Here is a 26,277-nt window from a genome sequence, read left to right as displayed (position 1 = left end):
CCGTGGGTTGAGCGACAGACGCGGCTCGATTAAGGGCATCGCTTTAATGACATCGACCGATCTCACCGCCCCCGAAGGCCGCTTCCCGGCCGGCCGGCTGGCGTTCCCGCACCGCGATCTTACCGGTATCGGCAAGCTTGCCCGCCACGAAATCCTCTATCTGCTGAGCGAAGCCGAACAGTGGGTCGCGCTGAACCGCACCAGCGCCAAGCACACCGATCTCTTGGCAGGCCTGACGATCATCAACGCCTTTTTCGAGAATTCGACCCGCACGCTTTTGTCCTTCGAGATCGCGGGCAAGCGGCTGGGGGCGGACGTGGTGAACATGCATGCCGCGACCAGCAGCGTGAAGAAGGGCGAAACGCTGATCGATACGGCGATCACGCTGAACGCAATGCGGGCGGACGCCATCGTGATCCGGCACGGATCGTCGGGGGCGACGGGGCTGATCGCGGACAAGGTCGATTGCCCGGTATTGAACGCGGGCGACGGGCAGCACGAACACCCGACACAGGCATTGCTCGATGCGCTCACCCTGCGCCATGCTCTCGCCGAGCGGGGCGAGGGGGCGGAGGACTTCACCGGGCTCAATGTCGTGATCTGCGGCGATATCCTGCACAGCCGGGTGGCGCGTTCTAATATCCTGTGCCTCACCGCAATGGGCGCCAAGGTGCGCGTCTGCGCGCCGCCTGCGCTGATGCCCGCCGGTATCGAGGCGATGGGGGTGGAGGTGCATCACCGTTTCGACGATGCGCTCGACGGAGCGGAAGTGGTGATGATGCTGCGCCTGCAATCGGAACGGATGAGCGGGCAGTTCATCCCGTCCCCGCGCGAATATCGCCACCTCTACGGCCTCACCGCCAAGCGCCTCGCGATCGCGCGGCCCGATGCCTTGGTGATGCACCCGGGCCCGATGAACCGCGGCGTGGAGATCGACAGCGAGGTTGCCGATCTTGCAGGCCGCTCGCTCATCACCCGGCAGGTCGAAATGGGGGTGGCGATCCGCATGGCGTGCCTCGATGTGCTGACCCGCGAGACGCGCGGCGTGGAGGGCTGGGCATGAAACAGACCGTGCCGCTGACGATCATCAATGCGCAGCTGGTGACGCCTGAGGGGATCACGCAAGGCGCGCTATGCTGCGGCGACGGCGTGATCCTTGGCGTGGGCGCCGACGTTACCGCTGCCGAGGGCGACACGGTGGTCGATGCGCGCGGGAAACTGCTTGCCCCCGGTCTGGTCGACCTTGGCGTCTTCGCGGTCGACAAGCCTGCCTTCCATTTCGGCGGGATCACCCGCGCCGCATTGATGCCCGACCAGTCCCCGCCGCTCGATCTGCCGAGCCGGGTGGGCTTCATCGCCAAGAGCGGGAAGCCCGATCTGTGGGTTCATCCGCTCGCCGCCGCAACGCGCGGGATGGAGGGGCGGGAGCTTGCCGAACTGGCGCTGATGCAGGATGCCGGCGCCAAGGCGGTCGCCACCGGGCGGCGCTGGATCGCGGACAGCGGCGTGATGCTGCGGCTGCTGCAATATGCCGCTATGCTCGGCCTCGTGGTGGTCACTCACGCCGAGGATGCCGCTCTCGTCGGAGAAACGGCTGCGACCGCTGGCGAGATCGCGACCCGGCTGGGCCTGCCCGCCGCCCCCGCCGAGGCCGAGGCGCTGGCGATCGCGCGCGATATTGCGCTCGCCGAACTGGCAGGCGCGCGGCTGCATATCCGGCAGGTGACGACGCAGCGCGGCCTTGCGCTGGTGCGCGAGGCGAAGGCGCGGGGGCTTGATGTGACCTGCGGGATTACGCCGGCGCATTTCCTGCTGTCCGATCTTGCCACTGTCGATTTCCGCACCTTTACAAGACTTTCCCCGCCCTTGCGCAGCGAGGCCGACCGGCAGGCGGCGCTCGCGGCGATTGCCGACGGGACGATCGACGTCATCGCCAGCGGCCACGATCCGCGCGGTCCGGAGGACAAGCGCCTGCCCTTTGCCGATGCGCTGCCGGGAATGGCGGGGGCCGAAAGCCTGCTGGCGCTGACGCTGGGGCTGGTGCGCGACGATGTGATCGACCTGCCCCGCGCATTCGCTCTGCTCGCCGCCAATCCGGCGCGGGTGCTGGGGGTCAATGCGGGGATCCTTGCCGCAGGGGCCGAGGCCGATCTGGCGCTGGTCGATCCGCAGGCCCCGTGGATCATCGACCGCCGCCGGATGGAGGCGACCGCGGACAATACCCCCTTCGATCGGCATGGCACGCAAGGGCGGGTGCTGGGCCTGTGGAAGGGCGGGGTGCGAATCGCGCGCTGAGCAGCGATCCTACAGCAAGCCCATGCGCTGGCGGGGGGCAAAGCCCGTGAAACACGGGGTCGAGACCGGGCTGAAAGGGGTCTGGAAGGGGTCGAACAGGGGTCAGGCGGGGGTCTGGACCGGCCTGAAACGCCCTGTGCGCGGTTGGATTTGAGCCTGCGAAACCGCAGATTTGCGTGTGTTTTCCTGCACGGCACAATGTTTCACGGATCGCCGGACGCGCAAAGGCGGGGTGAGCCGCCGGATCGACCCTATCGCGCGCGCCCATTTGTAGGAAAGCCCACACGAAAAAACGCCCGGACAGCCATGGCCATCCGGGCGTTTTCGCGTTTCTGAGCGAGAATCAGCGGCTGCGCGAGGCGACCTGCACGTCGCGCTTCACCGCGCCCGCGGGCGGGGTGGCGGCGGCATAGGCAAAGCAGCCGCGCCCGGCCGATTTGACCGTGCCGCACATCGATTTTGCGCCCGTCGCGGTGAAGCCTTCGGCAGCGACGCGCCAGAAGGTGCGGCCATTGACCAGCGCCTGCGTGATCGTGGGCTTGCGGCCCTTCAACTGCGGGAACTTGCCCTGCAGCATCGTCCAGCCCTGCAGCGCTTCGGCACGGCTGTTATAGGCGCCGAGCTGCACCAGATGCGTCGCCGGGCCCTTGTCTGCGGGCGCTGCGACGGCGGGCGCGGCCATGCGGCGCTGCGAGACCGAAGCGGCCATGCGCGGGGCAGGCAGACGCGGCGCGGCGGCGCGCGGCGCAGCGGCGGGGGCAGCGGCAAGCTGCTGCACCACCGGGTTCGAAACGAAGCGCGGCGCGCCCGCATCATCACCGTAAGCGGGGGCCGAAACGGCGGCAGGCGCAGCTTCATTCGCGGCAAAGGCGGCGGTAAAGCCGGGCGAAGGCGCAGGCGAGGCGACCTCGACCGGGTCGGCAAAGGCCATTTCGCTGTCGCTGGCCGAGGTTTGGGCCGTTGCGGCGGCAAGCATCGCGGGATCGGGGAAATTGGCAAGCGCAAGCGCCTGCGGCTGGCCTGCATCGGCGCGCGGGGTGACCTGCAGCAGCGAGGCGATGCGCTGCTGATACATTTCGGGCGCGGCCTGTTCGGCCCACTGCGCCAGCCGGGCCTGCAACTGGTCGGCCGAGACGTCTTCGGCGGCCATCACCTGCGCCGCGCGCCAGTTGCCCGCGAGCGCATAGCTGTAGGCAAGGTTCTGGCGCAGCTTGGGGGTCGATTGTTCGGCGCTGCGAACCGCGTTGATCAGCACGTGAACACCGCGTTCGGGCTGTCCGGCAAGCGCCAGCGCAAGGCCCAGATCGGCAGGATCGATGCTGCCCGCATGCTCGTCGAGCACGCCCAGCGCGCCGCGGCTGTCGCCCAGCGCGATCCGGGCGAGCGCGAAGCTCAGCACGGTGCGCGGCGCATTGTCGCCCAGTTCCATCGCATCGGCAAAGCTGGTCGAGGCTGCGGCAAAGCGCCCGTCTTCGAGATAGGCCGCGCCCAGCAGCGCCCGATAGGAAGGCTCGCGCGGGTTGGCGAGCACCGCGGCTTCGGCGTGCTGGATCGCCTTGGCGATCTTGCCCTTGGCAAGCGCGGCCTGCGCGTTCTCGAACGAGACATCGGCGCGCGGCGCAGCCGAGGTGGTCGCCGGGGCGAGCGTCAGCCCCGCGATCGCAGTGCTGACAGCCAGCGCGAGGCTCGGCGCGGTCAGGCGTCCGGTCTTGAGCTTACGGTCCATGGTCATTTCCCCCGTGTGGTCTTTGCGGTTCACGTTGCGGTTGCGCCGGTTCAGTGGCGCTTGAGGTGGGCGGCGATCACGTCGAGATCGTCATATTCGGCAAGCAGGCGGTCGAGCGCCTCGGTCACCAGCGCCTGCGCGCTGATCCCCTGCATCGTCGCGGCGAGCCGCAGCTTGAGATGGCGGTCGGCATCGAGCCGCAGCGTAAAGGCGGCGCGGCGTCCGGCCTGGATTGCGGGAGTGCGATGTGCCGATGGCGCGCGCACGGCGGCAGGTTCGGAAGGCAGCGCGATCGCGGGGATCTTGGCCGGGCGGGCTCCGCGGGCAGGGGCGAATGCCGGCGCGGCAAAGCTCGCCGCATCGGCATAGCGGCTCTCGTCTTCGGACTCTTCCCCGGCGGCATTCGCGTAATCGGGGGCGTAATCGTCTTCGTAACCGCTTTCCTCGCCGTCATCCTCGCCGGCTTCCCAGGCGTGAGCCTCGCGCTCGTCGTCATCGGGGGTCATCACCGCATCGGCCAGCACGCGTTCTTCGAGCCGGCGTTGCTGGCGGCGCACGATCGGGCTGTCTTCGGCGGCAAATCCGCCCGCGGCGATATCGGCGCTGATCGGCACGATGTCGGCGCCCGATTCGCGCGCGTCCTCGTCGCCGCTGTCGCCCATGTCGTTCCAGCCGAGATCCTCAAGCGCCTCGTCCGCGACGGGCAGTTCGCCCGCTACGAGCGGCGCGACCTGCGGCCGCATCGCGGGCTTGGCACCGCCTTTGCGCGCCAGCAGCGAGGGGCCAAGAGAGGCAAAACCCGATTCCGACATGGCCGCGGCCTTCCTGCGAGGGTTTACTGGGCGACCCGGCGACCGAAGCCGCCGGCGGGACGCTGCACACCGCCGATGTGCTGGGGTGCGCCGGCGCTGGCCGGGGCAAAGATCGTGCGGCGGAAATTCTTTTCGAGCCGGTCGGCGACATAGCGCCACAGCGCGCTGATTTCGGCAGCCGAGCGGCTTTCGGGGTCGACCTCCATCACCGTGCGCCCGTCGATCATCGAAGCGGCAAAATCGGTGCGGTGGTGCAGCGTGATCGGCGCAACCGTGCCGTGCTGCGAGAGCGCGACCGCGGCTTCGGAGGTGATCTTGGCCTTGGGGGTGGCGGCGTTGACCACGAACACCAGCGGCTTGCCAGCGCGTTCGCACAGGTCGACCGTCGCGCCCACGGCGCGCAGATCGTGCGGGGAGGGCCGGGTCGGCACGACGATCAGTTCGGCGACCGAAATCACCGACTGGATCGCCATCGTGATCGCGGGCGGGGTGTCGATCACAGCCAGCTTGAAGCCCTGCTGGCGCAGCACCGCCAGATCATTGGCAAGGCGGGCGACGGTGGTCTGCGCAAAGGCGGGATATTCCGCCTCGCGTTCGTTCCACCAGTCGGCGAGCGAGCCTTGCGGGTCGATGTCGATAAGCACGACCGGGCCGGCGCCTGCGCGCTGGGCCTGGACGGCGAGATGTCCGGACAAGGTGGTTTTGCCCGAACCACCTTTCTGCGATGCCAAAGCGAGTACACGCAACGCTTGGGTCCCCCTGAATTGAACCGCATGAGGCTGCCCTATTGCAGCGCCCGGAAACGGCTGGATGCCAACGGGAATCGCAGGATACCCCTAATTTACGGTTAAAAGCCCACGGCTTGCGCAAGCTTCGGAAAAACGGGGGCATGGCGGCGCGTGCGGCCCACGCGCGCAGGTGCCGGCGGGGCACCGCAGGGGGCGCGGCAACCATTTGCTAACCGTGTTGCCGCTATATCCGGGCGCAGCAATTCATCCCTCCTTCTTCCCCCTTTTGCACGAGGCAAGGCAGACAATGGCCGACACGACGATCTTCCGGGCGACCCGCGTAGCCATGATGCCGCCTGCGGTGATGGGCGCGGTGGTGCTGGCGATGCTGGCGGCCGCGCCGGTGCGCGCCGATGTGAAGGACGGTGTCGATGCCTGGACCGCGGGCGACTACACCCGCGCGGTGACCGAATGGCAGGGCCCCGCCGCGGCAGGCGATGCCGATGCATTGTTCAATCTGGCGCAGGCCTACCGGCTGGGGCGCGGGGTCGAGGCCGATAATGTCCGCGCGCGCACGCTCTATGAACGCGCGGCGAGCCTTGGCCATGTCAAGGCGGCGGACAATTACGGGCTGATGCTGTTTCAGGAAGGCGAACAGGCGCGCGCGATGCCGATGATCCGGGCCGCGGCCGATCGCGGGGATCCGCGCGCGCAATATGTGCTGGGCCTTTCGCACTTCAACGCCGATTACGCCCCGCGCGACTGGGTGCGCGCCTATGCGCTGATGACGCTCGCCAATTCCGAGGGCTTGCCGCAGGCGGCCGAGGCGCTGGCGCAGATGGACAAGTATGTCCCCGCCACCCAGCGCGCGCAGGCCCAATCGCTCGCGCGCGAGATCGAGGCCGGCACCAAGGCGCAGCGCGCCGCGCAGCTTGCCGCAGTCGATCTGGGCACGCAGCCGGCTGCGACGACCACCGCGCCCGCGCCAAAGCCGCCCGCTCCAAAGCCCGCGGCCCCGGTCGTGGCTGCGGCGCGGCCTGCACCGGCGCCCGCGCCCGCGCCCGCGCCGGCGGCGCGCACCGGCAAGTGGCGCGTCCAGCTTGGTGCCTTCGGCGTCCCCGCCAATGCCGAGCGGATGTGGAACGAGCTTGGCCGCCACTCCGCGCTCAAGGGCACGCGCAAGACGCTGCTGCCGGCAGGGGGCCTGACCCGTCTGCTCGCCACCGGTTTTGCCAGCGAGGCCGAGGCCGCGCGCGCCTGTTCCAGTCTCAAGCGCGAGGGCAAGGCCTGCGTGGTCGCAGGGCAGGGCTGACCGCCGCGCGCCTTCGCACGCACCGCGCTTTTCAAACCCGTCTGCGCTGCTACACCGGCCTCATCACAGGGCCGGGGGATCAGCCATGACCGACACCATTTTGCCGCAAGCCGCGGCCGCCGCCGCAGACCGCGTTGCCCCGGTGGCCAGCGCGCAGCGGATCGACACGCTCGATTTCATCCGCGGGATCGCGGTGATGGGCATTCTGGCGGCGAACATCGTCGCCTTCGGCCAGCCGTTCGAAGCCTATATGTATCCCACCGCCTTCCTGACCGATCCGGGCGATCCGGGCGGGTGGCTGTGGATCGCGCAATTCGTCGCGATCGACGGCAAGATGCGCGGGCTATTCACGCTGTTGTTCGGCGCCGGCATGGTCTTGTTCATGGACAAGGCCTGGGCGCGCGGCGCGACGCGTTGGCTGCAGGCCTGGCGGCTGGCGCTGCTGATGGGCTTCGGGATGATCCATTTCCTGTTTGTCTGGCCCGGCGACATCCTGTTCTATTACGGGTTGTTTGGCCTCGTGGTGCTCGTCTGCCTGAAATGGAGCGCGAAGGCGCTGCTGCGGGCGGGGATCCTCGGCTATCTGCTGGGCGCAGTGTTCTACGCCATGTCGATGAGTTTTCCCTGGGCGGTGGTCGATACGGACTTCGGCGATTCGCCCGCGATGGCGGACACCCGCGCCGACATGATTGCGGGAATCGATGCCGCGATTGCGCACGGCGATGTTCCCAACAAGGCGATCGCAGCAGGCGACTACGCCGCACTTGTCGCGCACCGCGTGACCGAACAATGGGCCGAGCCCTTCACCAACGCGCTGTTTTTTGCGCTGGAGACGATCCCGTTGATGCTGATCGGGGCGGCGCTTTACCGGATGGGGTTCTTCTCGGGCGCGTATGGCCGCGCGGGGCTGGTGCGTTGGGGCTGGATCGGGGTGATCGCGGGGGCGGCGATGCACCTCGCGATCGGGCTGGCGGTCAGGGCGGGGGGCTTTACCTTCTACGGCACACTGGCCGCCTTCATGGGCTGGTCCCCGCTGCCGCGCCTCGCGATGGTGCTGGGGATGGCCGCGCTGCTGGTGGCCTACGCCCCTGCCGCCACCGGCTGGCTGGGCGAGCGCGTGCGCGCCGCGGGCCGCGCGGCGTTCACCAACTATCTCGGCACTTCGGTGGTGATGATGGTGGTGTTCCACGGCTGGGGGCTGGGCCTGTTCGGCGAATTGAACCGCCCGCAGCTCTACATCGTGGTGGTGCTGACCTGCATCGCGATGCTGGCATGGAGCAAGCCCTGGCTCGACCGCTACCGCTACGGCCCGCTCGAGTGGCTGTGGCGCTGCCTGACCTATCGCACGCTCTTCCCCCTGAGGAAGTAAGGGGGAAGAGCGTTTTTTCTCTTGGCACGCCATCCGGCGCGCGACATCCACGTGTTTGAGATCCGCATCGCCTTCGCGATGCGAAATCCTCGCGCCTAAGGCGCTGCGGGCGGCCGTTCGGCCTTGCGGCGAGGCTGCGCCCGCCGATCATCGCCAGACACAGTGTTCATCATCGAGCGCTGGCCCGGCCCGCCGCAGGCCGGGCCACAAGCGCAACCGCGCGCCCACACTGGCCCGGAGCGCAGCGAAGGAACAGTCGGGAGGACGAACCCGCGCAAGGCGGGTTCGCAAAAAAGAGTTGTTACTGCGAATAAGTCGCATATATTCGCTCCTGCAAACGCTTCGCAGGAAAGATTCGCGCCCTCATGTACATCTGCATCTGCAATGCCATCCGTGAGAATGAGTTGCGCAAAGCTGCGCGGATCTGCACCGGCGATGCCACCGCGGCCTATGCCTGCCTCGGCAAGCGGCCCAATTGCGGCCAGTGCCTTGATGATGCGCAGGAAATTCTCGATGCCGAACGCGCCGCGATGGCTTGCGATTTCTTCGCAGTAGAAGCCGCCTGACCCGCGATTGCGAACCGCTCGCAAGCGATTGATTCGCAAAGATATTTCCTTCATCGCCCTTGCGGACTGGCCGCACGGGCGGTTACAATGCGCGCCAATGCCGCAACCGGCACCCGTGCATCACATGAAGGATTTGGACCCATGAAGGGCGACCCCAAGGTCATCGACTATCTCAACCAGTGCCTCACCAACGAGCTGACCGCGATCAACCAGTACTGGCTGCATTACCGCGTGCTCGACCACTGGGGCATCACCAAGCTCGCCAAGTACGAGCGCCACGAATCGATTGAGGAAATGGAGCACGCCGACAAGCTGGCCGAACGCATCCTGTTCCTCGATGGCCTGCCCAATTTCCAGGCGATCCACCGGCTGAAGGTGGGCGAGACGGTTGAGGAGATCCTGCGCGCCGATCTCGCGCTCGAGGAAGAGGCGATCCCGCTGCTGCGCGAGGCGATCCAGTATTCGGAAAGCGTGCGCGACTATGTCAGCCGCGACCTGTTCGACTACATCCTCAAGAACGAGGAGGAGCATGTCGACTTCCTCGAAACCCAGTTCGAGATGATCGAGCGGATGGGCCTGCACAATTATTGCCAGCTGCAAAGCGCGCCCGCCGGCGACGGCTAGGGGCCGCCCGCAAGTATTGCACAAAAAAGGGGCAGGGCCATCGCGGCGCCTGCCCCTTTTTCGTATCCGCATCGACGCCCGGACGATCAGGCGAGCAAGGGCGCTACTCGCGCTTGTCCTTCTCTTGCGCGCCGATCGCGGCAAGCCGGGTTTCGAACAGGAAGAAGCCGAGGCCCGTCACCAGCAGCGCCATCGTCAGCACCCACATGAAGGCGATCACCGTGCCGATCTGCGCGGTGATATAGGCCGAGACGAACAACAGCATGATCACCGCGCTGATCATCACCGCCGATGCGGTCGAGAACATGATCGCGCCCTGCATCAGCCGGCGGCGGCGCATCAGCCAGCCGTGTTCGCGCACCTGCCGCACGCTGCGCTGTTCCTCGAGCTTTTCCTCGATCGTCTCGACCCGCTTGGCGATCCAGATCATCCGGCTCATGATCACGTTCATGATCGCGCCGATCCCGGAGAGCAGGAACGCGGGCGCAAGGCTCAGTTGCACCACCTGCTGCACCCGCGGGGTCGAGGCAGTGCGCTCGACGATTTCGAGCGCGAGCGGCAAGCGGCCGTCATTGGCCGAGGCGAGCAGATCGAGCAGCATTATCCCTCCAGTGCGAAAGCGACCCGCGCGGCGAAGGCGGGTGTCTGGGGCCGAGTGACGGATTGCCATTTCATCCGCGTGAAACTGATGCGGAACGCGCGGCCATCCTCGACGAGGGCGTGAACCAGATCATGTTCGGTATCGCCTTCGGGAACGAATATCTTGGCCAGCGTATCAGCGGCCACGCCATCGGGGGCAATACCGGCGGGCACCGGGATCACACCCACGGCAAGCGGCTGCGCGTCAGGCAGGGTCTGATCGGCAGGATAGGTGAGGAAATTGACCAGAAACAGCGCGATGTCGGTGGTGATCGGGCGCGTCCAGCTAACTTGCACCACCGCGCCCGCACCTTTCACTGCAAAGGTCGCCGCGGGCAGATCGTAGAGCTTCGCAAAATCGGCAAGGATGGCTTCGACCTGCGCCGCCGTCAGCCCGCTGACAACGATCCATCCTCTGCCGATTGTGGGCGATGTTACCGCCTTGCGCTGCCGCGCCCCTGGTCCGTAGTGCAGCTTGAGCATGACCATGGCGATGCCGAACACAAGGCAGGCAGCGGCAAATAGGTCGCGGCTTTCCACCACCACCGTCAATCCTTGGCGAAGGGGTTCTTGTTGGCCTTCAGCGTTACCCGCACGGGCACCGCGTCGAAACCCAGCTTGGCGCGGATGGAGTTGACCAGATAGCGTTCGTAGCTCTTGGGCAATTCGTCCAGCCGCGTGCCGAAGATCACGAAGCGCGGCGGACGCGTGCCGGCCTGCGTGATGTAGCGCAGCTTGATCCGCTTGCCGCCGGGTGCCGGCGGGGGGTTGGCTTCCATCGCATCGTCGAACCAGCGATTAAGCGCCGCGGTGCCGACGCGCTTCGACCACGCATCGCGCAGCTCGAACGCGCCGGCCAGCATCTGGTCCAGACCCTTGCCGGTCTTGGCCGACACCGCGAACAGCGGCAGGCCGCGCACCTGCGCCAGCCCATCGTCGAGCGCGGCGCGGATGCCGTTGAACAGCTTGCTCGCGTCCTCGGCCACGTCCCACTTGTTGATCGCGATCATCAGCGCGCGGCCTTCTTCCAGCACGAGGCTGGCGATCTTGAGATCCTGATGTTCGAGGCCCTGCGTCGCATCGAGCAGCAGCACCACGACTTCCGCAAAATCGACCGCGCGGCGCGCATCGGCGACCGAGAGCTTTTCGAGCTTTTCGGTGACGTTCTTCTTCTTGCGCATCCCTGCGGTGTCGATCAGGCGGATCTCGCGGGTCTCGCCCGATTTGGGGTCGGTCCATTCCCAGTCGATCGCGATCGAGTCGCGGGTGATCCCGGCTTCCGGCCCGGTCAGAAGCCGGTCTTCGCCCAAGAGGCGGTTGATCAGCGTCGACTTGCCCGCATTGGGGCGGCCGACGATCGCGAGCTTCAACGGGCCGGACGGGCGATCCTCCTCGTCCATCTCGCGCCATTCGGCGCGCTCGGCATCATGGGCTTCTTCCCATTCCTCGGCCTTGGCGCCGATGATCGGCCACAGGCCGCCGAACAGATCGGCGACGCCGACGCCGTGCTCGGCCGAGACCGCGAGCGGTTCGCCAAGGCCCAGCGCATAGGCTTCCATCACGCCGGCTTCGGCCGCATTGCCTTCGGCCTTGTTGGCGACGACCACCACGGGGACTTCCTGTTCGCGCAGGTAGCGGGCGATTTCCTCGTCGAGCGGGGTAAGCCCCGCGCGCGCATCGACCACGAAGATCGCGGCATCCGCGCCGGCAAGGCTGGCCTCGGTCTGCTTGCGCATCCGGCCGGGGAGCGACAGTTCGTTCTCGTCCTCCCACCCGGCGGTGTCGACGATGGTGAAGTGGAGGCCGGCGATCACCGCATCGCCCATCCGGCGGTCGCGGGTGACCCCGGGCTGATCGTCGACCAGCGCGAGCTTCTTGCCCACCAGCCGGTTGAACAGCGTGGACTTGCCCACGTTGGGGCGGCCGATGATGACGACTTCGGGTTTTTTGGGGAGGGACATAGCCGCGCCAACTGCGCCCAAATGGCCCAAATGGCAAGTTTGACGGGTTTGGCGCGCCGCGCGGGCGGCGCGCGCCGCCTCAGCCCTTGCGCGCGATCGGTGCGTCGTCGCCGAGGTCTTCGTACCAGGCTTCGACGGTGCCGGTCAGCTTCAGCGTCAGCGGCTGGCCCTTGCGATCGACCGCCTTGCCCGCCTGCACGCGCACCCAGCCTTCGGAGATCGAATATTCCTCGACATCGGTGCGCACGCGGTCACGGAAGCGGATGCCGACGCCGCGCTGCAGCTTTTCGCCATCGAAGAACGGGCTCTTCGGATTGACCGAAAGGTGATCGGGCGGCACGTCGGCGGCGTTGCCCGCGGCGGGGGTGGCGCCGGTCTCGGGCGCGGCGTCAGGGGCGATTTCGGGGGTTTCTTCGGTCATGGGACGCGCCCTTATCCGCCAATCCGGAACGCTTCAAGCGTGTTGCGCTTGCCCTTTGGGCGCGACGGGGATAAGGGCACCGGCTGATACGCGCGGGGTGCCTAGTCGGTTATCCCGCGCGGCTTCGTTCGGGCATGCGGGCGTGGCGAAATTGGTAGACGCACCAGATTTAGGTTCTGGCATCGCAAGATGTGGGGGTTCGAGTCCCTTCGCCCGCACCACTTTCGCCCCGGACCAGCCCGGCCCATTCGATTTTTTTGCAAGAAGGCTTCAGACCAGTCACCATGCAGACCAAGCAGACCGTCAACGAAGGGCTCAAGCGCGCCTATACCATCACGATCCTGGCCGCCGAGCTTTCGGCGAAGATCGATGCCGAGATCAAGAAGGTGGCCCCGCAAGTCCGGATGCCCGGCTTCCGCCCCGGCAAGGTGCCCGCCAATCTCGTCAAGAAGATGCACGGCGAATCGCTGCATGGTCAGGTCGTCAACGACACGATCCGCGAATCGGTCGACGCGCTGCTGCGCGATGAAGGCTTGCGCCCCGCGATGCAGCCCGAAATCGGCCTCAACGACGATTACGCCGAAGGCAAGGACGCCGAAATCACCGTCGCGCTCGAAGTGCTGCCGGCGATCGAAGCGCCGAGCACCGATGGCCTCAAGCTTGAGCGTCTGGTGGTTCCGGTGACCGACGAGCAGATCGACGAAGCGCTTGGCAACATCGCTTCGCAGAACAAGAGCTACAAGGACGCCGACGAAGGCAAGGCCGCCGCAGATGGTGACCAGCTGATCATCGATTTCGTCGGCAAGCTCGACGGTGTCGAATTCGACGGCGGCAAGGCCGAAGATGCGGCGCTGGTGCTCGGTTCGGGCACCTTCATCCCCGGCTTCGAAGACCAGCTGGTCGGCGTCAAGGCGGGTGAGGAAAAGACCATCACCGTCACCTTCCCGGCCGAATACCAGGCCGCGCACCTCGCGGGCAAGGACGCGACCTTCGACATTACGGTGAAGGCCGTGAAGACCGAAACCGAAACATCGCTCGACGACGATTTCGCCAAGAGCCTCGGCCTCGACGGGATCGACAAGCTGCGCGAAATCATGAAGGCGCAGCTCGAACAGCAGACCGCCGGCCTGACCCGCACGCAGATGAAGCGCGCGCTGCTCGACCAGCTGGCTGCCGGTCACAGCTTCGAAGTTCCCGGCACCATGGTCGAAGCCGAATTCGGCCAGATCTGGGCGCAGCTCCAGCAGGAAGCCGCGAACGACGAGAACCCCGAAGATGCGCTGAAGCAGATCGAGGACGAGAAGGACGAATACCGTTCGATCGCCGAACGCCGCGTGCGTCTGGGCCTGCTGCTGTCGGAAATCGGCCAGGCCAACGGCGTCGAAGTGACGCAGCAGGAGATGGGCATGCTCGTCCAGCAGGCCGCGATGCAATATCGCGCCGAGGACCGTGAGCGTTTCGTGCAGTACATCCAGTCGGAACCGATGGCCGCCGCCCAGCTGCGCGCCCCGCTTTACGAGGACAAGGTCGTCGACTTCCTGTTCGACAAGGCCGAGGTTACCGAGCGTGAAGTGACCATGGAAGAACTCCAGGCCGCGATCGAAGCCGAAGAAGGCGCCGAAGCCGCGCCTGCGCCGAAGAAGGCCCCGGCCAAGAAGAAGGCCAAGGCCGAAACCAAGGCCGACGATGCGGCTGCGGAAGAAAAGCCCGCCAAGAAGGCCCCGGCTAAGAAGAAGACCGAAGCCGCTGCGGCAGAGGGCGAGGCCGAAGCCAAGCCTGCCAAGAAGGCTGCGGCGAAGAAGGCCGATCCGGCTGCCGACGAAGGTGAGGCCAAGCCCGCCAAGAAGCCGGCCGCCAAGAAGGCTCCGGCCAAGAAGTAATCACTGCTGCTGGCGGGGGATTATTCCGCCGCCGGCCGCCAGGGTGCGAATGTGGGCGCGGGCAGTGTGGCTGTCCGCGCCTTTTCGTATGCGGCGCCCGCTTTCAGCACCGCATGGTCCTGCCACTGGCCGCCCATGATGCTGAAGCCGACCGGCAGGCCTTCGACGCCGCCCATCGGCACGGTGATGTGCGGGTAGCCTGCGATCGCGGCGAGATAGCCTGCGCCGATGCGCCCGTTGAAATTGTCGCCGTTGACCAGATCGGTGCTCCACGCAGGCCCCTGCGTAGGGGCGACGAGGAAGGCGACATTGTTTTCGGTGAGCAGCTTGTCGATCCCCTCGGCGCGGGTCAGGCGGCGCAGGGTCGCAAGGTTCTTGGCATAGGCATCGGCATCGGTGGTGGCCAGGGCTTGTTCGAACAGATCCTGATTGAACCAGCGCATTTCTTCGGCGGCGTGTCCCTTGTTGAAGGCGACGACATCGGCAAGGCTGCGCGGGCCGCCGGCGACGGGGCGGGTGGACAGATATTTGTCCATCTCCACCCGCAGTTCGTAGAGCAGCACCGGCAGCGCCGCCTGCCACAATTCACCCGGCGGTTCGTAAGCGACATCGACCAGCACCGCGCCCGCGCGGGTCAGATCGGCGAGCGCGGCTTCGAACAGGGCCTTCACGTCCGCGCGTTCGCCCACCGCGCCGCGCATCACCCCGATCCGCACGCCCGCCAATGATGCGCTGTCGATCCCGGCGGTGTAATCGGCAACGCGCGTGGCCTCCAGCGTCACCGGATCGCCCGGGTCCGCGCCCGCGATCGCGGTGAGCAGCAGCGCGGCATCGGCCACCGTGCGGGTCATCGGCCCGGCGGTGTCCTGCGTGCTCGATATCGGCACCACGTGGCTGCGGCTGACGATCCCGACGCTGGGCTTGAACCCAACAAGACCGTTGATACTGGCGGGGCAGGTGATCGAGCCGTTGGTCTCGGTTCCGATCCCGCCCCATGCAAAGCCCGCCGCGATCGCTGCCCCGGTGCCCGAGGACGATCCGCAGGCATTGCGATCGGTGGCATAGGGGTTGCGGGTCAGCCCGCCCACCGCGCTCCACCCGCTGGTCGAATTGTTCGAACGGATATTGGCCCATTCGGAAAGGTTGGTCTTGCCCATCACCACGCCGCCCGCGCGCCGCAGATTGGCGATCAGCGGCGCATCGCGGCGCGTGGCATTCTCCGCCAGCGCAAGGCTGCCTGCGGTGGTGGGAAGCTCGCGGGTTTCGACGTTGTCCTTGACCAGAACCGTGCGTCCGCCAAGCGGCAGGCGCTGCGCAGCGCGCACCTGTGCAGTGATGTCGGGAGCGAGCGCGATCACCGCATTGATCCCCTGCGGCCCGTCGTCGAGCCGCTGGACGCGGTAGACCTGCCCGACCATCGTCGCTTCGGCGGTGCCGCTAGCCGGACCCAGCTTTTCCACACCCGGAGGCAGAACCGCCTTCGGCACCTCCAGCCGGACGACAGGCGTATCCGGATCGCCGCGCTGCTGCTCTGCCAGAGCAGGGACGGCGGTGGTGGCAAGCAGCAGGGCGAGCGCCGGTCGGGCGAGGCGATAGGTGGTCATACCGGGGAATGTGCGCTGAGGTCCGTTACCGCTCAAGCAGGAAAACGCATCCCATCCGCAGGCAATTCACACCAAGAGGGTAAACGCCCTTGAAATTGCCCCCATGCCTCCGACATAGCCAACTCGAAACCTACAAAGGACCAGGGCATCCATGATCGATCTGTTCGGCAACGCTGGCGACACTTACGGCACGCAGGGGCAATTCACCCGCGATCCCATCACCGGCGCGCTGGTTCCCGTGGTGGTCGAGCAGACCAGCCGCGGTGAGCGCAGCTTCGACATCTTCAGCCGCCTGCTGCGCGAACGCATCGTGTTCGTGAACGGGCAGGTCGAGGACAACATGGCCTCGCTGATCGTGGCGCAGCTCTTGTTCCTCGAAAGCGAGAACCCCTCCAAGCCGATCAGCATGTACATCAACTCGCCCGGCGGGGTGGTGACTGCGGGTCTCGCGATTTTCGACACTATGCAATATATCAAGCCGCGCGTGTCGACCGTGTGCATCGGGCAGGCCGCCTCGATGGGCAGCTTCCTGCTGGCCGCGGGCGAGCCGGGGATGCGGATCGCGCTGCCCAATGCGCGGATCATGGTGCACCAGCCTTCGGGCGGCGCGCGCGGGATGGCGTCGGACATCGAAATCCAGGCGCGCGAGATCCTGCGCATCCGTGCCCGCATGAACGACCTTTACGTGAAGTTCACCGGCCGCACGCTCGATGAAATCGAAAAGGCGATGGACCGCGATACCTTCCTCGAAGCCGAGGAAGCGCGTGCTTTCGGTCTGGTCGACAAGGTGTTCGAGACCCGTCCCGAAAACGAGGAAGCAAGCAGCGAAGACGGCACCGGCGGCGCACCGGCGTAAGGCTGCGCCGCAGCGGATGCGCCGGGGCGGGCGGCGGGCAGGGTGGCCTGTCCTTTGTGCCACTTCGGCCACCGCGGTGCCATAGTAACATAACGAATCCGCGCGCCATGAGTTGATTCATGGACGGCGCGCTATACACTTGACGTATCCGCCACGCACCGATCGCCAGATGCCGGGCCGGATTCGAGGACACAGGAATGACCAAATTGAGCGGATCCGACAGCAAGAGCACCCTCTACTGCAGCTTCTGCGGGAAGTCGCAGCACGAAGTGCGCAAGCTTATCGCCGGCCCCACCGTGTTCATCTGCGATGAATGCGTCGAGCTGTGCAACGACATCATCCGCGAGGAAACCAAGGCCGGGATCGCGGGCAAGAAGGACGGCGAAATTCCCACGCCGCTCGACATCTTCACCCAGCTCAACGATTATGTGATCGGTCAGGACCGCGCCAAGCGCGTGCTCGCGGTCGCGGTGCACAACCACTACAAGCGGTTGAAGCACTCGGGCAAAGCCGGCGATGTCGAGCTGGCGAAATCGAACATCCTGCTCGTCGGCCCCACCGGCTCGGGCAAGACGCTGCTCGCGCAGACGCTGGCGCGCACCTTCGATGTGCCCTTCACGATGGCCGATGCCACCACGCTGACCGAAGCGGGCTACGTGGGCGAGGATGTCGAGAACATCATCCTGAAGCTGCTCCAGGCGTCGGACTACAATGTCGAGAAGGCGCAGCACGGGATCGTCTATATCGACGAGATCGACAAGATCACGCGCAAGGCCGAAAACCCCTCGATCACGCGCGACGTGTCGGGTGAGGGCGTGCAGCAGGCGCTCCTGAAGCTGATGGAAGGCACCACCGCGAGCGTTCCGCCGCAGGGCGGGCGCAAGCATCCGCAGCAGGAATTCCTGCAGGTCGACACGACCAACATCCTGTTCATCTGCGGCGGCGCTTTTGCCGGCCTCGACAAGATCATCGCCGACCGCCTGCAGAAGCGTTCGATCGGCTTTGGCGCGCATGTCGCCGATCCGGACAAGCGCCGCGTGGGCGAATTGCTCGAAAAGAGCGAGCCTGAGGATCTGCTCAAGTTCGGTCTGATTCCTGAATTCGTCGGCCGTTTGCCGGTGATCGCCACGCTGCACGATCTTGATGTGCCCGCGCTGGTGACGATCCTCAACGAGCCCAAGAACGCGCTGGTGAAGCAGTATCGCAAGCTGTTCGAGCTTGAGGATGTCGAACTCACCTTCACCCCCGATGCGCTGCAGGCGATTGCCGAGCGTGCGATCAAGCGCAAGACCGGTGCGCGCGGGCTTCGCTCGATCGTCGAAGGACTGCTGCTCGACACGATGTTCGACCTGCCCGACATGGAAGGCGTTACCGAAATCGTGATCGACGCCGATGTGGTCGCGGGCAAGAAGGAACCGATCCGCGTGATCGGCACCGAAAAGAAGAAGGAAGAGGCGGCGTAAGCTTCCGCCAGCCGCTTTCCCTTTGCCAACCAATGCTGTTTGCCGCCGGGCCCGCATAGGGTTCCGGCGGCAAATGCGTTCTGGGCGCTGCCCATGCTTTCGGGATAGGAAATCGGACCGGAGCAGCCCCGGCTGAAAAGCCGATCAGGCGGGCAGGAACACGCCGTCGGTCACGTGGATCACGCCGTTGGATGTGTTCACGTCGGCTTTGGTCACCGCGGTCGCGCGGCCCTGTTCGTCGGTGATCACGATCTTGTCGCCCGAAAGCCGCGCGGTGAGTTTTTCTCCGGCGATGGTGGTGATCGTGGCAGCGCCGCGATGCTGGCCGATCAACGCAACCAGATCGGCGCGCGTCACCTTGCCTGCGACCGCGTGGTAGGTGAGGATCTTGGTGAGGGCGGGCTTGTTGGCGGGCTTCACGAGGGTCGCCACGGTGCCATCGGGCAGCTTGGCAAAGGCGGTGTCGGTCGGCGCAAAGACCGTGAAGGGGCCGGGGCCCGACAGCGTGTCGACAAGGCCCGCGGCCTTCACTGCGGCAACCAGTGTCGTGTGGATGCCCGTGCTGGCAGCGACATCGACGATCGTCGGCGCCGATCTTGCGTGATGGCCGTGCTGGTGCGCGGCGGCGGGGAGGGCGGCGAGGCCAGCGGTCAGGGCAAGCGCCCCGGCGGCAGCGGCGGCGAGCGTGGTCTTGAGGGTCATGGCAGAAATCTCCTTTTGCTTTGGGTTGCAGGTCTGCAAGCCCTCCCGCTTGCCCCGAAGCTACGGCAGAAATCCTGTGCCGGATGCCAAATAGATATATGAAACAATGCAATTATTTGCCCGAAAATGCAAAACCCCGCCCGGCCCTGGATGTGGGCCGGACGGGGTCGGAACGGGCGCTGCCCTGGCAGGTGGGGAAGGGAGATCGCGCGGGCAGCGCCAACTCGGAGATTGCGTTATCCGGGGAGCGAAACGGTGTCCGTAACGTGGATCACGCCGTTCGACTGGAACACGTCGGCCTGCGTTACGGTGGCCTTGCCGCCCTTGGCGTCGGTCAGCACGACCTTTCCGCCGACGAGGCTTGCCGTCAGAATGCCGCCGTTCAGCGTCTTGAGCTGCGCCTTGCCTCCACCTGCGTTGATCATCTGGATCACCTGTGCAGCGGATACGCGGCCCGGCACGACGTGGTAGGTAAGAATCGAGGTCAGCGTCGCCTTGTTTTCAGGCTTCACCAGCGTTTCCACGGTGCCCGCAGGCAGCTTGGCAAAGGCGGCATTGGTCGGCGCGAAGACGGTGAAGGGGCCGGGGCCCGACAGCGCATCGACCAGACCTGCAGCCTTGACCGCGGCGACCAGCGTGGTGTGATCGGCCGAATTCACCGCGTTCTCGACGATGTTCTTCGTGGGATACATGGCAGCGCCGCCCACCATCGGCACCGCGGCGGTGACCGCTGCGGTGTCGGCATCGTCGGTCATGGTGGTGGTGCAGGCAGCCAGCAAAGCCGATGATCCGAGAAATGCGGCCATCGCGAAAGTCTTGGGAGTAGGCATGATGTTCTCCTCTGGTCGAACCAATTCCCGACCATGTGAGAGAGCTACGCAGCAGCGGGGCGAATGGATGAATCAGGGCTGACCAATTTGGTCAGACTGCATTAAATTCGCGGCGAGTTGACGCAAATCGTTCTAAACGCGGGAAAATGCACCCTTGGCCACCACCGGGCCGGCATCGACGCCTTCGGGCTTGCCGCCAAGCGGCTCGCGCGTCAGCGCAAGGCCCGCGCCATCGCCCAGCTTGGCGGTGATGTTTGCGGGCAGCACCACGCTGCGCACCGCGCCCGGCTCGATCACGCCGAGCGATTGCACCGGCGAGCCATCGGCCGGCACCAGCCACAATTCGTGATCGTGCACCCCGTCGGCGGCAAGCCCGATGGCCGCCACGACCATGCGCTCGCTCTGCGGAATATAGGTGACGTCGAGCCTGAGCCCGTCCTGCCCGATCGGCACCGTCGCGACCATCGGCGCATCGTTGGTGGCGGCGGCGATCTGCGTTGGCGCGTTACCGGGCGTGCGCGGCGGGCCGAACGCAAACAGCGCCAGCACGACTGCCGCTGCCAACGACGACAGCCCGGCCACCCATTGCCAGCGCCGCACGCGGGCTTCGAGCGCGGCGCTGTCGGCCGGAGCGGCTGCGAGCGGCACTGCCGGCCGAGCGTCGGTCTGCGCCGCCGCCACGCGCGCGGCGATCCCGTCCCATACGTGGTCGCCCGGCTCGGCACCGGGGATCGCATCGGACAGCGGGGCGAACCAGTCATCCCACCATTCCTTGCGCCAGGCAAAATCGGGATCGGTCGCATACTTGCCGCGCGCGGCGAGCAGTTCCTCGCCTTCGAGGAGGCCCAGCGCCCATTCGGCCGCGATCATCGGATCGTCGCGCGTCACTTCGGGGGTGTTTTCGTCGGGCCCGCTCATGCCGCTTCGCTCGCTTCGAGACACGCGCGCAGGCGTTGCAGGCCGCGGCGGATCCAGCTTTTCATCGTGCCCAGCGGCACGTCGGCATTCTCGGCGAGCTGCGCATAGGTATAGCCTTCGAAAAAGGCGGCGCGGATGTGGCCCTGCGTGCGCGCGTCCAATGCGCCAAGGCACTTGTGGATTTGCGCGGTCTGTTCGGCATCGACCAGCAGCATATCGGCCAGCGGGTTTTCATCGGCCAGCGGGGCGGCTTCCTCGACCGGGACGGCGCCCTGACGCACCTTGCCTGTGCGCAGCCGGTCGATCGCGCGATTGCGCGCGAACGCCGCCAGCCACGCGATCGGGCTCGCGCGGGTCGGATCATAGCGGTCGGCCCGCTGCCACAAATTGACATAGACGTCCTGCAAGGCGTCCTCGGCTTCCTTAGGGTCGCCCAAGATACGCAAGGTGATGCCGTAAAGCTTCACCCGCGTCGCACGGTACACCTCTTCGAGCGCGGATTGGTCGCCCGCCGCCAGCCGCGCCATCGCCTCCTGCAACGCCGCGCGTGCATGATCGGAGGCAGGGCTGGGGCGCGCGGCCATCAGCAGGGCGCCCCGAACGGATCGCCGCAGGGGTGCGCGCAAGGATCATCGCCGCTTTCGATCTGGAGCGTGGCATGGTGAACGCCGAAGCGGTTTTCCAGACTGGCGGCAAGATCGCGCAGGAAGCGGTCGGTCGCCGGGCGGCCCGGCATCACTAGGTGTGCGGTCAGCGCGACTTCGGTGGTGGACATCGGCCAGACGTGGAGATCGTGCACTGCGCTTACCCCGTCGAAACCCGCAAGATGGCGCTTCACATCGGCAAGATCGATCCCCTGCGGCGCGGCGTTCAGCCCCATCGCCACCGAATCGCGCGCAAGGCCCCAGGTGCTCCACCCGATCACCGCGAGGATCAGCAGCGTCACCGCGGCGTCGATCCACGCAAGGCCGGTGAGCAGGATCAACAGCCCCGCCGCCACCACACCGAGCGAAACCAGCGCATCGGCGACCATATGGAGATAGGCGCCGCGGATATTGATGTCCTTCTGCCCGCGCACGAACAGCATTGCGGTAAACCCGTTGACCGCGATCCCGACGCCGGCGACCGCGATCATCGCCATCCCCTGCGGTTCGACCGGGTTCATGATCCGGTGCAGCGTCTCGAACAGGATTGCCCCGATCGCGACTGCCAGCAGCAGCGCGTTGGCGAGCGCGGCAAGGATGGTCGAGCTCTTGTAGCCATAGGTGAAGCGGCCCTGCGGCGGGCGCTTGGCCGCGATACTGGCGATCCACGCCAGCGCCAGCGCGAGCACATCCGACAGGTTGTGCCCGGCGTCCGCGATCAATGCCATCGACCCGTAGATCAGCCCCGCGCCCGCTTCGACCGCCACGAAGCCGGTGTTGAGGATAATCCCGATCAGGAAGGCGCGGCCGAAATCGGCAGGGGCGTGGCTGTGGCCGTGATGCCCATGCCCATGCGCATGATCATGCCCGTGATGATGGTTATGAACGTGCGCGTGGGCCATTGCGCGATCAGTTGTAGACGCAAGCATCGAGCCCGTCACGCCTGACGATGCCGATGCGCCGTTCGATCCGGTTGCCGTGGCGCGCCAGCCACCCGCCGGGGTTCTTGACCGAGCGTTTCTTGGGGCTGGGCAGGGCGGCGGCCATCCGGCCCGCCTCGTCGGCGGAAAGCCGCGCGGCGGAATGCCCGAAATAGCGCTGCGCCCCGGCTTCGGCGCCGTAGGTGCCGATCCCGGTCTCTGCGACGTTTAGGTAAACTTCCATGATCCGCCGCTTGCCCCAGACGAGCTCGATCCAGAAGGTGAACCAGGCTTCCAGCCCTTTGCGGAAATAGCCGCCGTTCTGCCACAGGAACACGTTCTTGGCGGTCTGCTGGCTGATCGTCGATCCGCCGCGGATGCGCCCGCCTTCCATGTTGCGGCGCATCGCCTGCTCGATCGCTGCGGCATCGAAGCCGCTGTGCGTGCAGAAGCCTGAATCCTCTGCTGCGATCACCGCGCTCACCAGATTACGGTCGATATTGTCGAGGCTTTCCCAATCCTTGGTGATGCCGTTTTCGTCCATCAGCATCGTTGCGCTGACGGGCACGGGGACGAATTTGTAGACCCCCACCAACACCACCGTCAGCACGACGAAACCGGCAAACGCCTTGAAGGCATAGCGGAAGATAGTGCGCAGCATGCGGGCGGCTCTAGCGCAAGCTCGGGGACGTGGGAAGCATCGGCGCTTGCACGCGTGCAGGGTGGGTGGTTAGCGTAGGCGCAGGGATTTCAGGGGAGAGATATTCGATGCGACTGCTTGCACTTGCCGCCGGCGCTGCCACGTTGGCCTTCGCCGCTGCGCTGCCTGCCCACGCACAGGACACCGCCACCAAGGCCGCGATCGAGGCCGAATATGACAATTACCTGGCGCCGCTGTTCCTCGATTTCCATGCGAACCCCGAGTTGGGCTTTCTCGAAAACCGCACCGCCGCCAAGATGGCGACCGAATTGAAGGCAGCGGGTCTTGATGTGACCACCGGCGTCGGCGGCACGGGCGTGGTCGGCATCCTCAAGAACGGCAAGGGGCCGACGATCCTGATCCGCGCGGACATGGACGGATTGCCGGTCGAGGAGAAATCGGGCCTCCCCTATGCTTCGCGCGCGAAACAGGTGGGCGAGGACGGCAAGGAATATCCCACCATGCACGCCTGCGGGCACGACACGCATATCACCGCGATGGTCGCCACCGCGCGCCGGCTTGCCGCCACGAAATCGCAGTGGAGCGGCACGTTGATGTTCGTCGTCCAGCCCGCCGAGGAAGGCGTGCGCGGTGCCAAGCGGATGATGGCGGACGGGCTTTATCAGCGGTTCGGCACGCCCGACTATGCGCTTGCCTTCCATGTTGCCGCCGAACTGGAAACGGGCAAGGTTTCGGCGGCCGAGGGCATCCAGTATTCGAGCTCGGACACGCTCGATGTGCGCGTGCCGGGGATCGGCACGCACGGGGCCTCGCCGCATCTGGGCAAGGACCCGGTCTATATCGCCTCGCAGATCGTCACCGCGCTGCAATCGATCGATTCGCGCGAAATCTCGCCGCTGAAGCCCGTGGTGGTGACCGTGGGCGCGTTCCATGCAGGCTCGGCTTACAACATCATCTCGGACGAGGCGAACCTGAAGCTGACGGTGCGCGCCAATGACGAGGAGACGCGCGCCAAGGTGATTGCGCTGGTCGAAAGGATCGCGGTCAATATCGGCAAGGCGCATGGCCTGCCCGACGACAAGCCGGTGACGGTCAAGCACTTCTCGGGCACGCCCACGACCAACAACGACCCCGCGCTGGCCCGCCGGCTGAACGCGGTGATGGCGCGTAACCTGGGGGGCGATGCTGTCGTGCCGTTCGAACAGCAGAACATGGGCGCCGAGGATTTCACCTATTTCGTCGCGCCGGGCACGGGCGTGCCGGGCTATTACTTCGCGGTCGGCGGGACAACGCCCGAACGGCTTGCCGCAGCCAAGGCAGGCGGCGAGCCGATCGCCGGACACCATTCGCCCCTGTTCCAGGTCGCCCCGCGCGAAAGCATCACGCTGGGCGCGCGCGCCATGGTGGCGGCGGTGATGGATCTGGCGGGGCGGAAGTAGGGCCAATGTATGCGCGCTTGATGGGCTCGCTGGCTTTCGTTGGCTTCGGCGGTTGCATGCCGGTCTTGGCAAAGGAGTCTGCGCAAACAGAATATTACACGATCACCACCCGCTACAGCACTGTTTTCGAAGGGGGCGAATCTTCCGGATCGTCGAGTGGCGGCAGTGCCTACCGCGAGGAGGTTCGCACCGACGCCGAGGGGTGCCGCATCCGCACTTTCGATATCGACGACGCCGACGGGCCCAAGCGGCCGCTGGCTGAATGGCAGATGCCGATCGTGCTGCGCGAATGCCCCGGAGCAGCGACTGTCCTTTCCAACCGGGACGAGATGCTGGCGCGCCGCGATGCGTTTCTGGCAGCGATGAATGTAACCGCCGAGGTGTGCGGCTCCCACTACTTCACCTGGAATGTGTTTCGGATCGAATGCGATCCCGATGAGGCGGTTGCAAGGCTGACCGATTTCGATCTGGGGAGTGTCCGTCTGGAAGACGGAGCGGAATATGCCTTGCCCGACACCGGCATGCGTGTGCCTTTGCGTCGGCAGGCTGACGGTTTGGCGGGCGAGCTTGTGTTCAGCGGCAGCGCGGAGTTGGATCCAGATTATCTGCGCACAGAGGCTGCCGAAACGATCATGGTAGTCGCCGAAATCAGCGGCGAAAAGGTCACCGAGGACGAGGCAGCCGCACAGATTGCCGGCCGACAATATTCCGGCAAAAGTGCGATCACCTTCGTTGCACAGCCTGAAGCGGGACGCATCACTGCGACCTTGACCGGCGAAGTGCGCGAAATCGGCGAAACCGGCGCAATCGAAACCCGAAAGGCAGAGGTCGTCACCATGCGACAAAGGGTCGAAGCCGCTTCCGGCTCCGACCCTTTGCAATCATCGTCAGACTGAGATTTTACGCGATCCCCGGCAACAGCCGTTCGCCCGCGATCCGCTGCATTGCCTTTTGCAGCTTCTCGAATGCGCGCACCTCGATCTGGCGGATGCGTTCGCGGCTGACGTCGTAGGACTGCGAGAGTTCTTCCAATGTCTGCGGCTTTTCGGTCAGGCGGCGTTCGGTCAGGATGTGCCGCTCGCGCTCGTTCAGGCTTTCCATCGCCTCGCCCAGCATCGCCATGCGCATCTGCGATTCCTGGCTGTCGGCGACGGTTTCGTCCTGCAGCGGGCGATCATCCGCCAGCCAGTCCTGCCATTCGCCCGAACCTTCCTCGCCGCCGCGCATCGGGGTGTTGAGGGAGCCGTCGCCGCCCATCATCATCCGGCGGTTCATGTTGATCACTTCCTGCTCGGGCACGCCGAGATCGGTCGCGATCTTCTTCAGATCGTCGGGGCGCAGATCGGAATCCTCGTAGACGTCGAGGTTCTTCTTCATCCGGCGCAGGTTGAAGAACAGCTTCTTCTGCGCGGCGGTCGTCCCCATCTTCACGAGGCTCCACGAACGCAGGATATATTCCTGGATCGACGCCTTGATCCACCACATTGCGTAAGTGGCGAGGCGGAAGCCGCGATCGGGTTCGAACTTCTTGACGCCCTGCATCAGGCCGACGTTCCCTTCCGAGATCAGGTCGGAAACGGGCAGGCCATAGCCGCGATACCCCATCGCGATCTTCGCGACGAGCCGCAGGTGGCTTGAGACAAGCTGGGCAGCCGCTTCGGGATCCTCGTGCGCCTGATAGCGCTTGGCGAGCATGTATTCCTGCTCGGCGGTGAGGATCGGGAATTTGCGGATTTCGGCAAGGTAGCGATTGAGGCTCTGCTCGCCGCTCAACGCCGGCATTGCCGATGTTTTGGACTTGGACACTGGATTACCTAACCTTTCTAGCGTCGACCGCTTGCACGGGACCCCTGCCGGGCATCTCCGTGATCTGGGCCACGGATATGAGTTATACGCGAAATCCTGTC

General features: G+C 65.9%; 26 protein-coding genes and 1 tRNA gene. 12 read left to right on the top strand and 15 right to left on the bottom strand.

Translation table 11 applies throughout. The features are described 5' to 3' along the window. The first annotated feature begins 46 nt into the window (after positions 1-46). Together A9D12_RS01955 and A9D12_RS01950 are read left to right on the top strand one after the other, a co-directional pair. Positions 47-1,063: an aspartate carbamoyltransferase catalytic subunit gene (locus A9D12_RS01955; protein ID WP_068349298.1), complete on the top strand. Its 1,017-nt coding sequence runs from the start codon at positions 47-49 to the stop codon at positions 1,061-1,063. After that, complete coding sequence (locus A9D12_RS01950; protein ID WP_068349297.1) at positions 1,060-2,295, top strand: dihydroorotase; 1,236 nt, start codon at positions 1,060-1,062, stop codon at positions 2,293-2,295. The genes A9D12_RS01955 and A9D12_RS01950 overlap by 4 nt, the downstream gene beginning before the upstream one ends. Positions 2,296-2,638: 343 nt before the next feature. Here A9D12_RS01950 and A9D12_RS01945 read toward each other — a convergent pair whose 3' ends face one another. From A9D12_RS01945 to A9D12_RS01935, 3 genes are read right to left on the bottom strand one after another with little or no spacing between them, the layout of a single operon-like run. After that, complete coding sequence (locus A9D12_RS01945) at positions 2,639-4,021, bottom strand: tetratricopeptide repeat protein (RefSeq protein ID WP_068349295.1); 1,383 nt, start codon at positions 4,019-4,021, stop codon at positions 2,639-2,641. Between the two features lie 50 nt (positions 4,022-4,071). After that, entirely contained in the window at positions 4,072-4,833 is a 762-nt protein-coding gene (locus tag A9D12_RS14815) for a type II toxin-antitoxin system HicB family antitoxin (protein ID WP_068349293.1), read from the bottom strand. Positions 4,834-4,856: 23 nt separating this feature from the next. Further along, positions 4,857-5,579, bottom strand: coding sequence for a ParA family protein (locus A9D12_RS01935; RefSeq protein ID WP_068349290.1), 723 nt, complete (start codon positions 5,577-5,579; stop codon positions 4,857-4,859). 289 nt (positions 5,580-5,868) lie between these two features. Between A9D12_RS01935 and A9D12_RS01930 the strand changes: the two genes are divergently transcribed. The 4 genes from A9D12_RS01930 (at position 5,869) to bfr (ending at position 9,432) form a co-directional block, all read left to right on the top strand. Continuing rightward, positions 5,869-6,873 (top strand): SPOR domain-containing protein, encoded by a 1,005-nt coding sequence (locus A9D12_RS01930; protein ID WP_156522768.1) that lies wholly within the window; start codon positions 5,869-5,871, stop codon positions 6,871-6,873. Between the two features lie 85 nt (positions 6,874-6,958). Continuing rightward, complete coding sequence (locus A9D12_RS01925) at positions 6,959-8,242, top strand: DUF418 domain-containing protein (RefSeq protein WP_068349288.1); 1,284 nt, start codon at positions 6,959-6,961, stop codon at positions 8,240-8,242. 365 nt (positions 8,243-8,607) lie between these two features. Continuing rightward, on the top strand, positions 8,608-8,808 hold the full coding sequence (locus A9D12_RS01920) for a (2Fe-2S)-binding protein (protein ID WP_068349286.1): 201 nt from the start codon (positions 8,608-8,610) through the stop codon (positions 8,806-8,808). 141 nt (positions 8,809-8,949) lie between these two features. Further along, entirely contained in the window at positions 8,950-9,432 is a 483-nt protein-coding gene (gene bfr / locus A9D12_RS01915; protein WP_068353415.1) for a bacterioferritin, read from the top strand. A 103-nt stretch (positions 9,433-9,535) separates the two neighbouring features. Here bfr and A9D12_RS01910 read toward each other — a convergent pair whose 3' ends face one another. The 4 genes from A9D12_RS01910 to A9D12_RS01895 form a co-directional block, all read right to left on the bottom strand. Then, positions 9,536-10,033 (bottom strand): DUF2721 domain-containing protein, encoded by a 498-nt coding sequence (locus A9D12_RS01910; RefSeq protein WP_068349283.1) that lies wholly within the window; start codon positions 10,031-10,033, stop codon positions 9,536-9,538. After that, on the bottom strand, positions 10,033-10,611 hold the full coding sequence (locus A9D12_RS01905) for a hypothetical protein (RefSeq protein ID WP_156522767.1): 579 nt from the start codon (positions 10,609-10,611) through the stop codon (positions 10,033-10,035). The genes A9D12_RS01910 and A9D12_RS01905 overlap by 1 nt, the downstream gene beginning before the upstream one ends. 8 nt (positions 10,612-10,619) lie before the next feature. Next, positions 10,620-12,032 (bottom strand): ribosome biogenesis GTPase Der, encoded by a 1,413-nt coding sequence (gene der / locus A9D12_RS01900; RefSeq protein ID WP_068349279.1) that lies wholly within the window; start codon positions 12,030-12,032, stop codon positions 10,620-10,622. Positions 12,033-12,111: 79 nt separating this feature from the next. Next, complete coding sequence (locus A9D12_RS01895) at positions 12,112-12,453, bottom strand: DUF3297 family protein (RefSeq protein ID WP_068349277.1); 342 nt, start codon at positions 12,451-12,453, stop codon at positions 12,112-12,114. 136 nt (positions 12,454-12,589) lie between these two features. Between A9D12_RS01895 and A9D12_RS01890 the strand changes: the two genes are divergently transcribed. Both A9D12_RS01890 and tig read left to right on the top strand, forming a co-directional pair. After that, positions 12,590-12,674: transfer RNA gene (locus A9D12_RS01890), tRNA-Leu, on the top strand. A 63-nt stretch (positions 12,675-12,737) separates the two neighbouring features. Continuing rightward, entirely contained in the window at positions 12,738-14,333 is a 1,596-nt protein-coding gene (tig, locus tag A9D12_RS01885; RefSeq protein ID WP_068349274.1) for a trigger factor, read from the top strand. Between the two features lie 20 nt (positions 14,334-14,353). Here the strand turns inward: tig and A9D12_RS01880 are convergent, their stop codons facing one another. After that, the gene (locus A9D12_RS01880) at positions 14,354-15,937 is read right to left on the bottom strand and encodes an amidase (RefSeq protein ID WP_082925333.1); all 1,584 of its coding nucleotides are present in this window, start codon (positions 15,935-15,937) and stop codon (positions 14,354-14,356) included. 151 nt (positions 15,938-16,088) lie between these two features. Between A9D12_RS01880 and A9D12_RS01875 the strand changes: the two genes are divergently transcribed. Both A9D12_RS01875 and clpX read left to right on the top strand, forming a co-directional pair. Beyond that, entirely contained in the window at positions 16,089-16,793 is a 705-nt protein-coding gene (locus A9D12_RS01875) for an ATP-dependent Clp protease proteolytic subunit (protein ID WP_068349271.1), read from the top strand. Positions 16,794-16,990: 197 nt separating this feature from the next. Next, a complete protein-coding gene (gene clpX / locus A9D12_RS01870; RefSeq protein ID WP_068349268.1) occupies positions 16,991-18,256 on the top strand; it encodes an ATP-dependent Clp protease ATP-binding subunit ClpX in 1,266 nt (421 codons plus the stop codon). 144 nt (positions 18,257-18,400) lie between these two features. Here clpX and A9D12_RS01865 read toward each other — a convergent pair whose 3' ends face one another. From A9D12_RS01865 to mtgA, 6 genes are all read right to left on the bottom strand, one after another. Further along, positions 18,401-18,958, bottom strand: coding sequence for a fasciclin domain-containing protein (locus A9D12_RS01865; RefSeq protein ID WP_068349265.1), 558 nt, complete (start codon positions 18,956-18,958; stop codon positions 18,401-18,403). A 236-nt stretch (positions 18,959-19,194) separates the two neighbouring features. Next, the gene (locus A9D12_RS01860; RefSeq protein ID WP_068353409.1) at positions 19,195-19,713 is read right to left on the bottom strand and encodes a fasciclin domain-containing protein; all 519 of its coding nucleotides are present in this window, start codon (positions 19,711-19,713) and stop codon (positions 19,195-19,197) included. A 207-nt stretch (positions 19,714-19,920) separates the two neighbouring features. Beyond that, positions 19,921-20,706, bottom strand: a complete 786-nt coding sequence (locus tag A9D12_RS01855; protein WP_068349262.1) for an anti-sigma factor — start codon at positions 20,704-20,706, stop codon at positions 19,921-19,923. Then, positions 20,703-21,290: a sigma-70 family RNA polymerase sigma factor gene (locus A9D12_RS01850; RefSeq protein ID WP_068349259.1), complete on the bottom strand. Its 588-nt coding sequence runs from the start codon at positions 21,288-21,290 to the stop codon at positions 20,703-20,705. Before A9D12_RS01850 ends, A9D12_RS01855 begins: the two co-directional genes overlap by 4 nt. Further along, positions 21,290-22,252: a cation diffusion facilitator family transporter gene (locus A9D12_RS01845; RefSeq protein ID WP_082925331.1), complete on the bottom strand. Its 963-nt coding sequence runs from the start codon at positions 22,250-22,252 to the stop codon at positions 21,290-21,292. Before A9D12_RS01845 ends, A9D12_RS01850 begins: the two co-directional genes overlap by 1 nt. A 7-nt stretch (positions 22,253-22,259) precedes the next feature. After that, complete coding sequence (gene mtgA, locus A9D12_RS01840) at positions 22,260-22,931, bottom strand: monofunctional biosynthetic peptidoglycan transglycosylase (RefSeq protein WP_068349253.1); 672 nt, start codon at positions 22,929-22,931, stop codon at positions 22,260-22,262. A gap of 107 nt (positions 22,932-23,038) precedes the next feature. Between mtgA and A9D12_RS01835 the strand changes: the two genes are divergently transcribed. Continuing rightward, positions 23,039-24,370, top strand: a complete 1,332-nt coding sequence (locus A9D12_RS01835; protein ID WP_068349249.1) for a M20 metallopeptidase family protein — start codon at positions 23,039-23,041, stop codon at positions 24,368-24,370. Positions 24,371-24,387: 17 nt separating this feature from the next. Continuing rightward, the gene (locus A9D12_RS01830) at positions 24,388-25,266 is read left to right on the top strand and encodes a hypothetical protein (RefSeq protein ID WP_197489853.1); all 879 of its coding nucleotides are present in this window, start codon (positions 24,388-24,390) and stop codon (positions 25,264-25,266) included. A gap of 4 nt (positions 25,267-25,270) precedes the next feature. Here A9D12_RS01830 and rpoH read toward each other — a convergent pair whose 3' ends face one another. After that, positions 25,271-26,152, bottom strand: a complete 882-nt coding sequence (gene rpoH / locus A9D12_RS01825) for an RNA polymerase sigma factor RpoH (RefSeq protein ID WP_068349244.1) — start codon at positions 26,150-26,152, stop codon at positions 25,271-25,273. Positions 26,153-26,277: the final 125 nt, after the last annotated feature.

The organism is Erythrobacter neustonensis (assembly GCF_001663175.1).
Lineage (GTDB): Bacteria > Pseudomonadota > Alphaproteobacteria > Sphingomonadales > Sphingomonadaceae > Erythrobacter > Erythrobacter neustonensis.
Note: the sequence above shows the minus strand (reverse complement) of the source record. Positions and strands in the feature narration are given on the sequence as shown.

Coding starts and splice junctions, on each gene's coding strand:
- A9D12_RS01955 (WP_068349298.1), top strand. CDS start 47: ATGACATCGACCGATCTCACCGCCCCCGAAGGCCGCTTCCCGGCCGGC.
- A9D12_RS01950 (WP_068349297.1), top strand. CDS start 1,060: ATGAAACAGACCGTGCCGCTGACGATCATCAATGCGCAGCTGGTGACG.
- A9D12_RS01945 (WP_068349295.1), bottom strand. CDS start 4,021: ATGGACCGTAAGCTCAAGACCGGACGCCTGACCGCGCCGAGCCTCGCG.
- A9D12_RS14815 (WP_068349293.1), bottom strand. CDS start 4,833: ATGTCGGAATCGGGTTTTGCCTCTCTTGGCCCCTCGCTGCTGGCGCGC.
- A9D12_RS01930 (WP_156522768.1), top strand. CDS start 5,869: ATGGCCGACACGACGATCTTCCGGGCGACCCGCGTAGCCATGATGCCG.
- A9D12_RS01925 (WP_068349288.1), top strand. CDS start 6,959: ATGACCGACACCATTTTGCCGCAAGCCGCGGCCGCCGCCGCAGACCGC.
- A9D12_RS01920 (WP_068349286.1), top strand. CDS start 8,608: ATGTACATCTGCATCTGCAATGCCATCCGTGAGAATGAGTTGCGCAAA.
- bfr (WP_068353415.1), top strand. CDS start 8,950: ATGAAGGGCGACCCCAAGGTCATCGACTATCTCAACCAGTGCCTCACC.
- A9D12_RS01910 (WP_068349283.1), bottom strand. CDS start 10,033: ATGCTGCTCGATCTGCTCGCCTCGGCCAATGACGGCCGCTTGCCGCTC.
- der (WP_068349279.1), bottom strand. CDS start 12,032: ATGTCCCTCCCCAAAAAACCCGAAGTCGTCATCATCGGCCGCCCCAAC.
- A9D12_RS01895 (WP_068349277.1), bottom strand. CDS start 12,453: ATGACCGAAGAAACCCCCGAAATCGCCCCTGACGCCGCGCCCGAGACC.
- tig (WP_068349274.1), top strand. CDS start 12,738: ATGCAGACCAAGCAGACCGTCAACGAAGGGCTCAAGCGCGCCTATACC.
- A9D12_RS01880 (WP_082925333.1), bottom strand. CDS start 15,937: ATGACCACCTATCGCCTCGCCCGACCGGCGCTCGCCCTGCTGCTTGCC.
- A9D12_RS01875 (WP_068349271.1), top strand. CDS start 16,089: ATGATCGATCTGTTCGGCAACGCTGGCGACACTTACGGCACGCAGGGG.
- clpX (WP_068349268.1), top strand. CDS start 16,991: ATGACCAAATTGAGCGGATCCGACAGCAAGAGCACCCTCTACTGCAGC.
- A9D12_RS01865 (WP_068349265.1), bottom strand. CDS start 18,958: ATGACCCTCAAGACCACGCTCGCCGCCGCTGCCGCCGGGGCGCTTGCC.
- A9D12_RS01860 (WP_068353409.1), bottom strand. CDS start 19,713: ATGACCGACGATGCCGACACCGCAGCGGTCACCGCCGCGGTGCCGATG.
- A9D12_RS01855 (WP_068349262.1), bottom strand. CDS start 20,706: ATGAGCGGGCCCGACGAAAACACCCCCGAAGTGACGCGCGACGATCCG.
- A9D12_RS01850 (WP_068349259.1), bottom strand. CDS start 21,290: ATGGCCGCGCGCCCCAGCCCTGCCTCCGATCATGCACGCGCGGCGTTG.
- A9D12_RS01845 (WP_082925331.1), bottom strand. CDS start 22,252: ATGGCCCACGCGCACGTTCATAACCATCATCACGGGCATGATCATGCG.
- mtgA (WP_068349253.1), bottom strand. CDS start 22,931: ATGCTGCGCACTATCTTCCGCTATGCCTTCAAGGCGTTTGCCGGTTTC.
- A9D12_RS01835 (WP_068349249.1), top strand. CDS start 23,039: ATGCGACTGCTTGCACTTGCCGCCGGCGCTGCCACGTTGGCCTTCGCC.
- rpoH (WP_068349244.1), bottom strand. CDS start 26,152: ATGCCGGCGTTGAGCGGCGAGCAGAGCCTCAATCGCTACCTTGCCGAA.